This window comes from Nocardia miyunensis NBRC 108239 (assembly GCF_001613065.1).
GTDB classification, from domain to species: Bacteria; Actinomycetota; Actinomycetes; order Mycobacteriales; family Mycobacteriaceae; genus Nocardia; species Nocardia miyunensis.
In genome coordinates, this window is record NZ_BDBQ01000102.1 from 1 (window position 1) to 13,481 (window position 13,481).

Sequence of the window (13,481 nt, forward strand, 5' to 3'; positions counted from 1 at the left end):
TTGGCGCAACGTCCCGAAACCCTCGATCGCGGCAGTGCAGGGCCGGTGCATCTCCGGTGGGCTGCTGCTGTGCTGGCCGTGTGATCTGATCATCGCCGCCGAGGACGCGCTGTTCTCCGACCCGGTGGTGCTGATGGGTATCGGCGGGGTCGAATATCACGGGCACACTTGGGAATTGGGGCCGCGCAAGGCCAAGGAGATCCTGTTCACCGGACGTCCGGTCACCGCGAAGGAAGCCGAGCAGGTGGGCATGGTGAACAAGGTGGTCCCGCGCGAATCGCTGGACTCCGAGACCGCCGCGCTGGCCCAGCACATCGCCACGATGCCGCCGTTCGGGCTGCGGCAGGCCAAGCGCGCGGTCAATCAGACCCTCGACATCCAGGGTTTCTACGCGGCGATCCAATCGGTGTTCGACGTGCACCAGACCGGCCACGGGAATGCGCTCAGTCATACCGGCATGCCGATTCTGGCGCATCTGGCCGAGATGAAGGAGAAATTGAAATAACCGAAAGAATTTCGGGCCGAAAAATGGCATTCGCAACATGTGAGGCGTCTGCTTGGCTAGCATGATTGCTGTCGGCATTCCACTCGAATTAACCGGCAGCGCTTCGCTATACGTGACACGGCAGTGAAGCAGTCGAATACACGAATCTCGGGTCGGCGATGCTCCGGATCGGTGCTCGCCGCTCGTATCGACCGCATATATGAATTCCGCCGAAGCACCCGCGGTGGAATACCACCCCGAAATTCTTTCCGGAAAGAAATACCCTCATGCGCGATACCCTTTTCCGCCGGACCGCGATCTGCGCCGCCCTGGTGACCGTCGCGGCGTCCGTCCTGGCGGGCTGCGGCTCCTCGAACGACTCCACGAGCAGCTCGACCACGACGGCCGCGGCCACGTCCGCTGCCGCGACCACGTCGAGCGCCGGGACCAAGGCCGACGCCGCGACCACCCAGGCGATCACCGACGTCTTCACGAAGTTCTTCGACGCCAAGACCTCCGCCGCCGACAAGGCCACCCTGGTGGAGAAGGGCGACGTGTTCGCTCCGGTCTTGCAGGCGCAGGCGAGCAACCCGCAGGCGCAGGGCACCACGGCCACCGTCTCGGCCGTGACCCTGGACGACCCCACCCACGCCTCGGTGACGTACACGATCGCCCTGAACGGAAACCCGGTGCTGCCCAACCAGGCCGGTAAGGCGGTGCAGGACGCGGGTAAGTGGAAGGTCGCCGCGGCCACCTTCTGCCAGCTGATGACGATGCAGGGCGGCAAGTCCGCGGCTTGCAGCTGAGTTCTCCGCACGAGCGGTTCCGCACGAACGGAAAGGGCCGGCGCGATTCGCGCCGGCCCTTTCGCGGGTCGCCCGCATTACAGCTGCGCCAACCGGGGCGCGGACCCCTCCGCGCGGATACGTGCTCCGGCTTCGCGGGTCAATTCCCTTGTGCTGCCCAGTAATCCGTCCAACACCAGAACCCGCCGGATGTGTCCCTGCAACTCGTGTTCGGCGGTGAACCCGATCCCGCCGAGCGTCTGCTGACAATGCTTCGCGGCCAGCAGCGCCGCCCGGCCCGCGGCGGCCTTGGCCAGCAGCGCCCCGAACTCGTCGTCGGCGGTGCTCAGCGTCGCCTCGGCCCCGTCGAGCGCGACCAGCGTCTCGGCCAGCCGATGCCGGATCGCCTGGAACGAAGCCACCGGACGCCCGAACTGCTTGCGGTCCAACGCATGTCGCCGCGCCAGCGTCAGCATGGTCCGGCCGCTGCCGATCAGCCACCAGGCCAGCGCCCGGCGGCCCGCGCCCAGCGGAATATCCCCGCCCTGCGACGCGGGATGCAACGGCAGATCCTCGTCGACGGTGCCACCGGGACGATCCGTGCGCTCCCACACCACCCACGACCCACCGGCGAACGGCAGAGCCACCTTGTCGCCCAACGGTTTTCCGGCCGCGTGCGCAATCACATCGTTGAGCACCGGCGCATGCGCACCGGTCTCCCCGAGCAGCCGGAACACCAGAGGTATTGCGACATCGGGCATTTCGCCGAGCATCTCCGCCCATCCCAACTCACCCAGCGCACGATCGAGCGCGGCCCCCGAGGCTGTGCTCATCGCCTTGCGCATGCTCTCGGCGAGCAGCGCGATCTCTCCGGAATCGGTCTCGGTCATCGGATTCGTCCTTCCTCGGCGTGCGAAGGCATCTGACGTGCGGGCCTTCCCCGCGCAGGCAGGGCGGATCTCGGTGCGTCCACTGTGAACCATCGAGTTCTGCCCGCGCGGGCACGCGGTTCGGGTGCTGCTGTCGAGCCTTCCGCGGCGCATCCCGGCCCCTCGTCGGTAGTCACCGGTTGCTCGGAGCGAGGTGACCGCGGGCGATGACGCTGTGGCGGGATTCTTTTCGCCACAATGGATTCCCCGACCTGGCTGGAGCAGCGTGCGCTCGCTGTCCGTGTCGGCCCCTTGCGCATGCTTATTCCTTTCCCAGATCCAGCAACCGCCGCGCGACGATATTGCGCTGGATCTCGGCGGTGCCGCCGTAGATGGTGGCGGCGCGGGAGTACAGGAATTCGGTGCGCCACGGGGAATCCTGTAGTTCGACCGCGCCGGGGAGCAGATCGCGGGCGGTGTCGAAGAGTTGTTGTTCGGCTGTTGCCAGCAGGATCTTGTCCACGGAGGTCTCCGGGCCCAGTGGTGCGCCGGATGCCAAGCGCTGCTGGGTTTCTCGCGATCGGCATCGCACGGTGTGCAGGGCCAGGTAGGCCGAGCCGAGTTCCGCGTCGTCCGCGATCGTGGTCTGGTCGAGCACTCGATCCAATCGGGTGAACAGGTACGCGATCCGATGCCAGAAACACGTCGAGCGTTCGTACGGAAGCAGATCCATCGCAACCCGCCAGCCGTCGCCCGGACGGCCCAGCATGCGGTCGCCCGGAATGCGGACGTCGTCGAAGTACACCTCGGCGAATTCGTCCACGCCGTGCATGGTGCGCAGCGGGCGCACGGTGATGCCGGGGGAATCCATGTCGAGGAAGAAGGCGGTGATCCCGTCGTGGCCGGGCGCGGTGCGGGTGAGCAGGACGCAGCGTGCCGCGTACTGCGCCAGACTTGTCCACACCTTCTGCCCGCTGACCACCCAATCATCGCCGTCCGGAACGGCTTTCGTGCTCAGCGAGGCCAGATCGCTGCCCGAGCCGGGCTCGGAGAAGCCCTGGCACCACTGCTCGCGCCCGGACAGCAGCAGCGGCACCATCTCTGCGGCCAGTTCGGGGCGGGCATAGGAGATCATCGTCGGCGCGAGCACCTCGACCATCGAGTAGTTCCCGGGTTCGGCGAGGTCGCGGCTGGCGACCTCCTCACCGAGAATCGCCCGGAGCACGGGCGGCCCGCCGAGCCCGCCGACCTCGGCGGGCCAGCCGTACCGCATCCACCCCGCGTCGTACAGAGCTCGACGCACGCGGCACAGCTGCTCGAGTTCGCCGTCGAGTGAGTGATCGGGGCCGGGGGTGAGGTCGTTCTCGTCGAGCCAGGCGCGCACCCCGGACCGGAATTCATTGATATCCATGTGATTTGCACTCTTTCCGGAGCTGCCGGGTATCACCTCCCGGCTGCCCGACCCAGTGAACTACTGCTGTCTGCGCTCGGTGTGTCGTGCGTGCTGTGATCGATGAAGCACAGCGGCTGTCGCGTGCGGGTCGCCGGGCGCGGCGGCGTCGCGGCGACGAAGGTCGGGCGCGTGGGCCACCGGGGTCGCGACTGTTGTCGCGGCGATGAATGTCATCGTGTGGACGTCACACTCCCGCCGCCCCGCCCGGTGGATCAATGTCGCGTGCGCTCGAACGCGTGCGGAATGCCCGAATCGTGGTTCCCGTTGCGCCGGATGAATGTCATCCGCCGGGTGCGCAGCCGCCAGCCGTCCTCGGTGCGCACCAACGTGTCGCTGTAGTAGCCGATCCGCATGTCGTGCGTGCTGTGATCGATGAAGCACAGCGGCTGAGTGCCGGTCGCGGTGTCCCCGTCGATGTCCAGAACCGGTGTGCCCGTGAGGAAAAGGCCCTTGGGCGCGGCGGCGACCAGTTCCGGGAACAGGTCCAGGGTGTAGGTGTCGCCGAACGCGCTGTAGGTGCCGTCGGAAGTGAACACCGCGACGACGCCCTCGATATCGCCCTGGGTGATGGTCACCGCGTACCGGGCCAGCAACTGCTGGATATCGAGCAGGTCCTCGTATCGTGAACTCTTATCGCTGGACAAAGACCTTGCCGCCTTTCATCACGAACCGCACGTCCTGGGTGACGGTGATGTCTTCGATCGGGTCGCCGGGCACCGCGATGATGTCGGCGAGCAGCCCCTCGGCCAGCCGTCCGCGGTCCTCGGCATCGATGAGGTCCGCGCCGTTGACGGTCGCCGCGCGCAGCACGTCCAGGGGATCGAGGCCGCGCGAGACCAGCGCCACGAGCTCGTCGGCGTTCTTGCCGTGCGGAATGGCCGGTGCGTCGGTGCCGACCGCGATCCGCACGCCCGCCTTGTAGGCGGCCAGGACCGAACTGTGTGCCTTCGGAAACATCTCGGCCGCTTTGGCTTTGAGCGCGGGGTCGGCGTGCGAGATGTCCATGGCGTCGGTGAGCCGGGTGGTGGGCACCAGCCAGGTGTTGTGCTCGACCATCATGTCGATGGTCTCGTCGTCGATGAGGAAACCGTGTTCGATGCAATCGATTCCGCAGTCGACCGCGTGCCGGACCGCCTCCGCGCCGTGCGTGTGCGCGGCGACCTTGAGTCCGCGCCGATGCGCCTCGTCCACGATGGCGCGCAGCTCGTCGTCCGAATAGTGTTGTGCGCCAGGGGATCCGGTGAGCGACATGACGCCGCCGGAGACGCAGATCTTGATCAGTTGCGCGCCGTACTTGATCTGGTACCGCACCGCCTTGCGCACCTCGTCGACGCCGTTGGCGATGCCCTCCTCGAGGGTCAGCTTCAGCACGTCGGGGGCGAAGGCGGAGAACATGGTCGGGTCCAGGTGCCCGCCCAGCGGGGTGATCGCATGTCCGGCGGGCACGATCCGCGGCCCGTCGATCCACCCGCGGTCGATCGCCTTGCCCAGTGCGACGTCGAGCAGATAACCGCCGGTCTTGACGAACAGGCCGAGGTTACGGACGGTGGTGAAACCCGCACGCAGCGTGCGGCGGGCGTTGCCCACCGCACGCAGCATCCGCAGTGCGGGATCGTCTGTCACACTCGACGACAGGCCGGTCTCCCCGCGACCGCCCATCAGCAGATTGACCTCCATGTCCATCAGCCCGGGCAGCAGCACGACGTCGCCGAGGTCCAGGACCTCGCCGCGCGCCGGACCACCCAGCCCGACGATGCGATCGCCGTCGACGTGCACGATGCCGGGCCGGACGATCTCGCCGGTGTCGATGTCGAGCAGACCGGCCGCTTTGAGTGTGAGCATGGCCTACACCACCGGCTCGGCGATCACGTCGAGGTAGGCCGCGCCGGAGTCCGGCACCCGGGGCTGCTTCCACACCTCGACCGGGAAGGACACCATCACCAGCGACTGCAGCAGGTGGAACAGGTGGCGCTGCTCGTCGGGCAGGTCGTTCCAGTCGAACTTCTCGATGTGATCCAGCGCCTCCTGCAACCGCGGGAAGACGGTCTCGTAGACGTCCTGCATCTCGTCCATCGACGAGGCCAGGCGCTTGGCGTAGCGCTCGGGCTCGGTGGCCAGGATCCAGTCCGAGAACCGTTGCAGGTCAGCGAATTCAGCGGGCAGGGTCTTGGTCTCAGCTTGCTGCTCGGCCATTGCGGTACTCCTTCACGATGTTCTGGACGGTGATGTGCAGGTGGCGCAGCAGCACCTCCTGGTCGTTGAGCGGGAATTCGGTGATCGCACCGGTTTCGAGCATCGTCTGCGTCGCCTCGAGGGTGTTGGCGTCTTGCAGCGCGTACTCCTTGAACGTCACCCCGGCCAGTTCCTGGCGCAGCCGCTCGCGGGCGTTCTTGGGCGGCACGAAGTACAGGTTCGCCTCGAAGACGTGCTTGTTCACCGCGGTCGGCCAGTAGTGATAGGTCAGATACCAGCCGGGCGCCCAGATCAGGATGCCGAAGTTGGGGAAGACTTCGAATTCGTCTACGCCCCAAGCCTTGTGGCCCGCCGGGTTGACCCCGGACGGCAGCGGATCCAGGCCCTCGATATCGGGGCGGTCCCACGGTCCGAACAGGCCGCTGCGCAGTTCCCGCTCGATCGGCTTGACCATGTTCGGGTCCTTCGGCGGGGCCATGCCGCCCCACGAGGAGACCATCGAATGCGGCGTCCAGCACTCGTAGTGCAGCGCCTCGAAGCCGACCTCGAGTAGTTTGTCGGCCTCGTCCTTGACCGCCTGCTTCATATGCAGCACCGGTGCGTGGTAGAACTCGGCGAACGCGTCGATGAACAACTTCCAGTTGGCGCCGATCTCGGCGCGGTAGCTGTAGACCTCGGTCATCTCGTGGAAGGGGTAGCCCTCCAAGCCTTTCGCCCACGCGCCGAGGTAGTCCTCGAGGGGCTGGGCGTTGTCGTCGAGATTGATGAAGACGAACCCTTCCCACACCTCGCAGCGCACCGGCTTGAGCCCGAACTTGCTCTTGTCGATGCCGAAGAATTCCTTCTCCTGCTGGACGAAGGTGGCCTCGCCCTCGAGGCTGTATCGCCAGGCGTGGTACTTGCAGGTGAACTGGCGGCAGACCCCGGCGGTCTCCTCGCCCGGGTAGTCCTCCCAGACCAGCTTGTTACCACGGTGGCGGCAGATGTTGTAGTACGCGCGGATCTGCTTGTCGTGATCCTTGACCACGACGAAAGACGCGTTCACGCAAGCGAGTTCGCGGGTGAAGTAGCTGCCCACCTTGGGCAGCCGCTCGACGCGGCCGACGTTGAGCCAGCTCTTCTTGAAGATCGCCTCCTGCTCGTCGGCGTAGAAGGCGGGATCGGTGGAGTCCGTGAAGTCGACCACCTCGGTACCCAGCTCGGGGTAATTCTCCGTCCAGCTGCCGGCAGCCGGTTTTGTGAAGTGTGGCAAGGGATTACCTCTCAGTGTTGATTCGCTCGCTCGGGGGGCCTTCGTGGTTACGCTCCGCTGCCGCCTTCGGCCCTGACTCGATCGAGCGGTGTTCGGGCTGTACGCCGAAGGTGTTGAGTGCCATGGACAACGCGACATAGCCGCCGACGGTGAAAATCAGGTCCATGCGCTGTTTTTCGTCGAGCTGCTCGGCCAGGGCCGCCCAGGTCTCGTCGGACAGTTCGGATTTCTCGTCCAGTTCGTCGACCGAGGACAGCACGAGCCGCTCGAACTCGTCGGCTGCCTCACCCCGCGCGACGGCATCGATCTCCGCGGAGGTCAGGCCCGCCTCCTGTCCGAACCGGCTGTGGTGCACCCATTCGTAGTCGCAGCCGCGGCGGTGGGCGACTCGCAGGATCACCAGTTCGCGGATGCGCGGCGGCAGGGTGGATCGGAACAGCAGATAGACGCTGAAACCCAGGAACGCCTCGGTCAGGTCCGGGTGCCGGGCCAGCGGTGCCATTGCCGGGCCCGCCCCTACGGGGTTGCGTCTCGCTCGGGGCAACAGGGTACGAAACGCATCGCGGGTGCGGTCGTCCCACTGGTCCGCCGGTAGCGGCGGCAGGCGCATGCCGACCTCCTCTCGTGAGAATCTGATTCTCTAAAACTGAAGACTAGATTTCCATGAACCCGTGCGATAGTCAACGTCAGGGCTGCGGCCTGGGGAAATCGCGGCCGCCGAGAGCGGGTCGCGACCAGCTGTGCTGTCGGCCCGGCGCTGCCTGCCGTCGGATCGGATGGTGATTCTCCAAATAAGAGAATATAGTTTCCCTAGTGTTACGTGCCCGGCTCGTCGGCGGGCCCGAAGTCCGAAGAGTCCGGCCCTCGCGGGCGGAAAGGAGTCCCACGATGACGAGCTGCGGCATGAATTTCGAGCTCACCGAGGATCAGCAGCTGATCCGCACGACCGTCGCGGAGCTGTGCCGCAAGTTCGACGACCAGTACTGGATGACCAAGGACCAGGCGCACGAGTTCCCGACCGAGTTCTACGAGGCCATCGCCAGGGGCGGCTGGCTGGGCATCACGATTCCCGAGGAGTACGGCGGGCACGGCCTGGGCATCACCGAGGCCACCCTGCTGGCCGAGGAGGTCTCGCGCTCCGGCGGCGGCATGAACGCGGCCACCTCCATCCACATGTCGATCTTCGGCATGCATCCGGTGGTGGTGCACGGCTCGGAGGAACTCAAGCGGCGCACCCTGCCGCGCATCGCCGACGGCGATCTGCACGTGTGCTTCGGCGTCACCGAACCCGGTGCGGGACTGGACACTTCGCGGATCACCACGTTCGCGCGGCGCGAGGGTGACCACTACGTGGTCAACGGTCGCAAGGTGTGGATCTCCAAGGCGATGGAGTCGGAGAAGATCCTGCTGCTCACGCGCACCCAGCGATACGACGAGGTCACCAAGAAGACCGACGGGATGACGCTGTTCCTCACCGATCTGGATCGCGCGCACGTCGACATCCGTCCGATCGCGAAGATGGGCCGCAATGCGGTCACCTCCAACGAGCTGTTCATCGACGGGCTGCGGATTCCGGTCGAGGATCGGGTGGGCGAGGAGGGGATGGGCTTCAAATATCTGCTCGACGGGCTCAATCCCGAACGCATGCTGATCGCGGCCGAGGCGCTGGGATTGGGGCGCGTCGCCCTGGACCGGGCGGTGCGATATGCCAAGGAGCGGGTCGTGTTCGACCGGCCGATCGGCATGAACCAGGGGTTGCAGTTCCCGCTGGCCGATTCACTGGCACGCCTGGACGCCGCGGAACTGGTGCTGCGCAAGGCGACCTGGAGTTACGACCAGGGCAAGCCGTGCGGCCGGGAGGCGAACACCGCCAAATACCTCTGCGCCGACGCGGGATTCACCGCCGCGGACCGGGCGCTGCAGACGCACGGCGGTATGGGATACGCCGAGGAGTACCACGTCGCGCGCTACTTCCGGGAGGCGCGCGTGATGAAGATCGCGCCGATCAGCCAGGAGATGATATTGAACTACTTGGGGTCGCACACGCTGGGATTGCCTCGGAGTTATTGAGCCGCAAGGCATTACCCGTCCCAACGGTAGTCCGGGCGAGCGAGTCCGCCCGGGATGCCGCATCACCGAAACACGAGGAGCTGACCGATGCCACAAACCAATACCCTATTCGATCTGACCGGGCGCGCGGCGCTGGTCACCGGTGCGGCCGGGGGTATCGGCTCCGCGGTCGCCCAGGCCCTCGCGGCCCAGGGGGCGGCGGTGCTGGTCACCGATGTGAATGGCGAGGCCGCTGCCGCGGTCGCGGAGAAGATCGTCGGAAATGGCGGCACCGCAGCGGGTTTCGCACTCGACGTGTCCGATCGGGAGGCCGCCGACGCCGCGGCCGCCCGCGCGGCCGAATTCACCGGGGGCACACTGCACATCGTGGTGAACAATGCCGGTGTCACCGATCCGCACATGTTCGCCGACATCACCGCCGACTCGGTGCGGCGGCTGCTGGAGATCCACACCATGGGCACCTTCAACTGCGCGCAGGCGGCGCTGCCCTATCTGCCGACCGACGGCACCGGGCGGATCATCAACGTCACGTCCTCGGCCGGAATCGTCGGCACCCTGGGCCAGGTGAACTACTCCGCCGCCAAGGCCGCCATCATCGGCATCACCAAATCCCTCGCCCGCGAACTGGCTCGCAAGAACATCCTGGTGAATGCGCTCGCGCCCCTGGCAGCCACCCCGATGACCGAGACCATCCGCACCGACGAGAAGTTCGCCAAGCAGATGTTGAACCGGATTCCGTTGCGGCGCTGGGCCGATCCACAGGAGATCGCGGGTGCGTTCGTCTTCCTGGCCACCGACGCCGCCTCCTTCATCACCGGCCAGGTGCTGCCGGTGGACGGCGGCATGGTGATGTGATGCTGGAGCCGACAGCCGGCCCGCTGGCCGGAATCACCGTCGTCGCACTGGAACAGGCGGTGTCCGCGCCGATGTGCACGCGCGCCCTGGCCGATTTCGGTGCACGGGTGATCAAGGTCGAGAATCCGTCGGGCGGTGACTTCGCCCGGTACTACGACGATGTGGTGCACGGGCAGGCCGCCCACTTCGTGTGGGTCAACCGGGGGAAGGAATCGGTCACCCTCGACTTGAAATCCGATGCGGGAGTAGACCTTCTGCACCGGCTGCTGGATCGGGCCGATGTCCTGGTGTCCAATCTCGCGCCCGGGGCGACCGCGCGGCTCGGGCTGGCTCCGCAGGACATCTCGGCCCGGCACCCGGATCTGATCGCCGTCGAAATCGACGGCTTCGGCGCGGGCGGGCCGCTGTCCCACAAACGCGCGTACGACCTGCTGGTACAGGCGGAATCGGGCGTCTGCGCGGTGACCGGGACCCCGGACTCGCCCGCCAAACCCGGCCCGCCGGTGGCCGACGTGACGACGGGACTGTATGCGGCACTGTCGATTCTGGCCACGCTGTGCGGCCGGCTGCGCAACGGACCCGGTCCGGGCACGAACATCGCGGTGAGCCTGTTCGACACGATGGCCGAGATGATGGGCTATCACCTCAATTACGCGCGGTACTCCGGCGTGGATCTGCAACCGCTGGGGATGAGCTCTCCGGCCGTCGCCCCCTATGGCGCGTATCGCACCGCCGACGACCAGACCGTCGTCCTGGGCACCACCAACGATCGCGAGTGGCAGCGCCTGTCCCGTGATCTGCTGGGCCGCGCCGACCTGGCCGACGACGCCCGTTTCGCGAGCAACTCCGGCCGCTGCGAACACCGCGGCGAACTCGATGCCGCCATCGGAACCTGGTGCGCGACACACGATCTCGCACACATCCAGAAGGTCGCCGACGCCGCCGGTATCGGCAACTCGCGCTACAACCGTCCCAGCGAGGTCATCAACCACCCGCAGCTGGTCGACCGCCACCGCCTGCGCACCATCGACACCCCGGGCGGACGCATCGTCGCGGTACTTCCCCCCGCGGTGATCGACGGCTTCGAACCGCCCATGGGCCCGGTGCCCGGACTCGGCGAACACACCGACAGCCTGCTCGCCGAACTCGGTTGCAGCGCAGCGGATATCGCCGGACTTCGGGAGAGCGGCGCGGTCGGTGCGCGCTACGAGTCGCCTCGGGAGACAGCATGACGGTTGCGACGCTGCGGACCCGGGGGCCGGAGATCCGCGATGCCCGGCGTACCGAACAGCTGACCGCTCCTATTCGAGTGGGTGGGCGCGCCGGGCTCGGAGGTGGACGACGCGTTCCGCAGACCGTGGACCGCATGCCCGCACATTCGCGGATGGCCGACCAGGCGTCGGAGGCCGCTCGCTGCGCGCCGGGACGCGGGCTCGGGAGAGTGGGCGGCGCCCGAGGGGCGACCGCACGCCTCGAGTCGCTGTGTTCGTACGGGGCTCGAATATTCCAGCGCTGCAACATTTCAGGGAGACGTCATGCCTGACGCGCCGGTTCTGCTGACCGAAGACGCGGACGGTGTGCGAACACTGACGCTGAACCGTCCCTGGCGTAAGAACGCCATCGACCACGAACTGTGGCTCACCCTCGCGGATACGTTGCGGCACACCGCAACCGATCGTTCCGTGCGGGCGGTGGTGATCACCGGTGCGGGCGGGGCGTTCTGTTCCGGCGCGGACATCTCCGCGCCGGACAACAACCATCCGGTGTACCGCATGCGCGAGTTGACCGACGTCGCGCTGCTGCTGCACGAGCTGCCCATGCCGACGGTGGCCAAGGTGCGCGGAGTCGCGGTCGGTGCGGGGTGGAATCTGGCCCTGGGCTGCGATCTGGTCGTCGCGACGCCCGAGGCCCGGTTCTCGCAGATCTTCGTCCGACGCGGACTGTCGCTGGATCTGGGCGGCTCCTGGCTGCTGCCGAAACTGGTCGGCCTGCAACAGGCCAAGCGGCTCGCGCTGCTGGCCGAGACCCTCGACGGAGACCAGGCACGCGAGCTGGGCCTGGTGACCTGGGTGGTGCCCGAGGACGAGATCGACACGTACGTAAGCGATCTCGCCGGGCGGCTCGCCGCGGGGCCGCCGATCGCGCTGGCGCAGACCAAGGCGCTGCTCAATGCCGGGGCCGATCACACGCTGCGCGAGGCGCTGGCCGGTGAGGCCACCGCGCAGGGACTCAATTTCGCCACCGCGGACGCCCCGGAGGCGCTCGCCGCCTTCGCCGAGAAGCGCGAGGCGCAATTCACCGGTCGCTGGACCGTGCACCGACCCGCGATGCCCGGCCGCGAGAACTCCGAGAAAACCAGGGGAACAGATGCGTGAGGTAGTCATCGCCGGGGCCGTGCGGACCCCGGTCGGCAAACGGAACGGCGGTCTGTCGGACATGCACGCCGCGGATCTGTCGGCGGTTGTGCTGAACGAGCTGGCTCGGCGCACCGACATCGATCCGGCGATCGTGGACGACGTGATCTGGGGCTGTGTCTCCCAGGTGGGCGATCAGTCCAGCAATATCGGTCGTTACGCGGTGCTGGCCGCGGGCTGGCCGGAGACGATTCCGGGTACGACGGTCAACCGGGCCTGCGGATCCAGCCAGCAGGCACTGGATTTCGCGGCGCAGGCCGTCGCCTCGGGGCAGCAGGACATCGTGGTCGCAGGCGGTGTCGAGGTGATGAGCCGGGTGCCGCTCGGATCGGCGCGCGCCACCGGTGTGCCGTACGGCCCGAAAGTGCTTGCCCGATATGATGATTTCTCGTTCAACCAGGGCATTTCCGCCGAATTGATCGCACAGAAGTGGGGTTTCACACGCACTCGCCTGGACGAGTATTCGGCCCGCTCGCACGAGCTGGCGGCCGCGGCACAGGATCGGGGCGCGTTCGAGGAGCAGATCGTCTCGGTCACAACGGATTCCGGGACGGTGGCCGCCGATGAAGGCATCCGGCGCGGTACGACCGTCGAGAAGCTCGCGGGTTTGAAGCCCGCGTTCCAGGACGACGGCGTGATCCACGCGGGCAGCTCCTCGCAGATCTCCGACGGCGCGGCGGCACTGCTGGTGACGACCGCCGACCGGGCTCGCGAACTCGGGCTGACCCCGTTGGTGCGGTATCGGGCCGGTGCCGTGACCGGAGCCGATCCGGTGCTCATGCTCACCGGGCCCATCCCCGCGACGGCGAAAGCGTTGCGCAAGGCCGGAATCGGCGTCGCGGACGTCGGTGTGTTCGAGGTGAACGAGGCGTTCGCGCCCGTCCCGCTGGCCTGGCTCGCGGAGACCGGCGCCGATCCCGACGCGCTGAACCCGCTCGGCGGAGCCATCGCCCTGGGTCACCCGCTGGGCGGCTCGGGCGCCGTACTCATGACGCGCATGATTCACCACATGCGCGACAACGGAATTCGCTACGGCCTGCAGACCATGTGCGAGGGCGGCGGAACCGCCAACGCCACCATCGTCGAACTAGCGTCCTGAAGGAGCC

The 13,481-nt window shown here is 67.1% G+C and carries 14 protein-coding genes; 7 read left to right on the top strand and 7 right to left on the bottom strand.

Going from position 1 to position 13,481, the window contains the following annotated elements:
• The coding region (locus NM2_RS38940; protein WP_245718433.1) for an enoyl-CoA hydratase-related protein at positions 1 to 505 on the top strand (505 nt) is incomplete at its 5' end.
• Positions 506 to 771: 266 nt separating this feature from the next.
• The gene (locus NM2_RS38945; RefSeq protein ID WP_067680341.1) at positions 772 to 1,290 is read left to right on the top strand and encodes an MTB12 C-terminal domain-containing protein; all 519 of its coding nucleotides are present in this window, start codon (positions 772 to 774) and stop codon (positions 1,288 to 1,290) included.
• A gap of 77 nt (positions 1,291 to 1,367) precedes the next feature.
• Here the strand turns inward: NM2_RS38945 and NM2_RS38950 are convergent, their stop codons facing one another.
• From NM2_RS38950 to NM2_RS38980, 7 genes are all read right to left on the bottom strand, one after another.
• Positions 1,368 to 2,159, bottom strand: coding sequence for an acyl-CoA dehydrogenase family protein (locus NM2_RS38950; RefSeq protein WP_067680344.1), 792 nt, complete (start codon positions 2,157 to 2,159; stop codon positions 1,368 to 1,370).
• Between the two features lie 301 nt (positions 2,160 to 2,460).
• On the bottom strand, positions 2,461 to 3,549 hold the full coding sequence (locus NM2_RS38955; protein ID WP_067680347.1) for an acyl-CoA dehydrogenase family protein: 1,089 nt from the start codon (positions 3,547 to 3,549) through the stop codon (positions 2,461 to 2,463).
• 254 nt (positions 3,550 to 3,803) lie between these two features.
• A complete protein-coding gene (locus NM2_RS38960; protein WP_067680350.1) occupies positions 3,804 to 4,235 on the bottom strand; it encodes a nuclear transport factor 2 family protein in 432 nt (143 codons plus the stop codon).
• Positions 4,222 to 5,433, bottom strand: coding sequence for a metal-dependent hydrolase family protein (locus NM2_RS38965; RefSeq protein WP_067680353.1), 1,212 nt, complete (start codon positions 5,431 to 5,433; stop codon positions 4,222 to 4,224). The genes NM2_RS38960 and NM2_RS38965 overlap by 14 nt, the downstream gene beginning before the upstream one ends.
• 3 nt (positions 5,434 to 5,436) lie before the next feature.
• Complete coding sequence (locus tag NM2_RS38970; RefSeq protein ID WP_067680356.1) at positions 5,437 to 5,784, bottom strand: hypothetical protein; 348 nt, start codon at positions 5,782 to 5,784, stop codon at positions 5,437 to 5,439.
• Positions 5,765 to 7,036 (bottom strand): aromatic ring-hydroxylating oxygenase subunit alpha, encoded by a 1,272-nt coding sequence (locus tag NM2_RS38975; protein ID WP_067680359.1) that lies wholly within the window; start codon positions 7,034 to 7,036, stop codon positions 5,765 to 5,767. The genes NM2_RS38970 and NM2_RS38975 overlap by 20 nt, the downstream gene beginning before the upstream one ends.
• 4 nt (positions 7,037 to 7,040) lie before the next feature.
• Positions 7,041 to 7,646: a carboxymuconolactone decarboxylase family protein gene (locus NM2_RS38980; protein ID WP_084532017.1), complete on the bottom strand. Its 606-nt coding sequence runs from the start codon at positions 7,644 to 7,646 to the stop codon at positions 7,041 to 7,043.
• 293 nt (positions 7,647 to 7,939) lie between these two features.
• On the opposite strand from NM2_RS38980, the gene NM2_RS38985 reads away from it, so the two are divergent.
• The 5 genes from NM2_RS38985 to NM2_RS39005 all read left to right on the top strand — a co-directional run bounded on the left by NM2_RS38985 (position 7,940) and on the right by NM2_RS39005 (position 13,474).
• On the top strand, positions 7,940 to 9,106 hold the full coding sequence (locus NM2_RS38985) for an acyl-CoA dehydrogenase family protein (protein ID WP_067680468.1): 1,167 nt from the start codon (positions 7,940 to 7,942) through the stop codon (positions 9,104 to 9,106).
• Between the two features lie 87 nt (positions 9,107 to 9,193).
• Positions 9,194 to 9,961 carry an SDR family NAD(P)-dependent oxidoreductase gene (locus NM2_RS38990; RefSeq protein WP_067680362.1) on the top strand — a complete coding sequence of 256 codons (768 nt, stop codon included), beginning with the start codon at positions 9,194 to 9,196 and terminating at the stop codon, positions 9,959 to 9,961.
• A complete protein-coding gene (locus tag NM2_RS38995; RefSeq protein WP_067680365.1) occupies positions 9,961 to 11,193 on the top strand; it encodes a CaiB/BaiF CoA transferase family protein in 1,233 nt (410 codons plus the stop codon). Before NM2_RS38990 ends, NM2_RS38995 begins: the two co-directional genes overlap by 1 nt.
• A 303-nt stretch (positions 11,194 to 11,496) precedes the next feature.
• Positions 11,497 to 12,336, top strand: a complete 840-nt coding sequence (locus tag NM2_RS39000; RefSeq protein WP_067680367.1) for an enoyl-CoA hydratase/isomerase family protein — start codon at positions 11,497 to 11,499, stop codon at positions 12,334 to 12,336.
• The gene (locus NM2_RS39005) at positions 12,329 to 13,474 is read left to right on the top strand and encodes a thiolase family protein (protein ID WP_067680371.1); all 1,146 of its coding nucleotides are present in this window, start codon (positions 12,329 to 12,331) and stop codon (positions 13,472 to 13,474) included. The genes NM2_RS39000 and NM2_RS39005 overlap by 8 nt, the downstream gene beginning before the upstream one ends.
• Positions 13,475 to 13,481 lie beyond the last annotated feature (7 nt).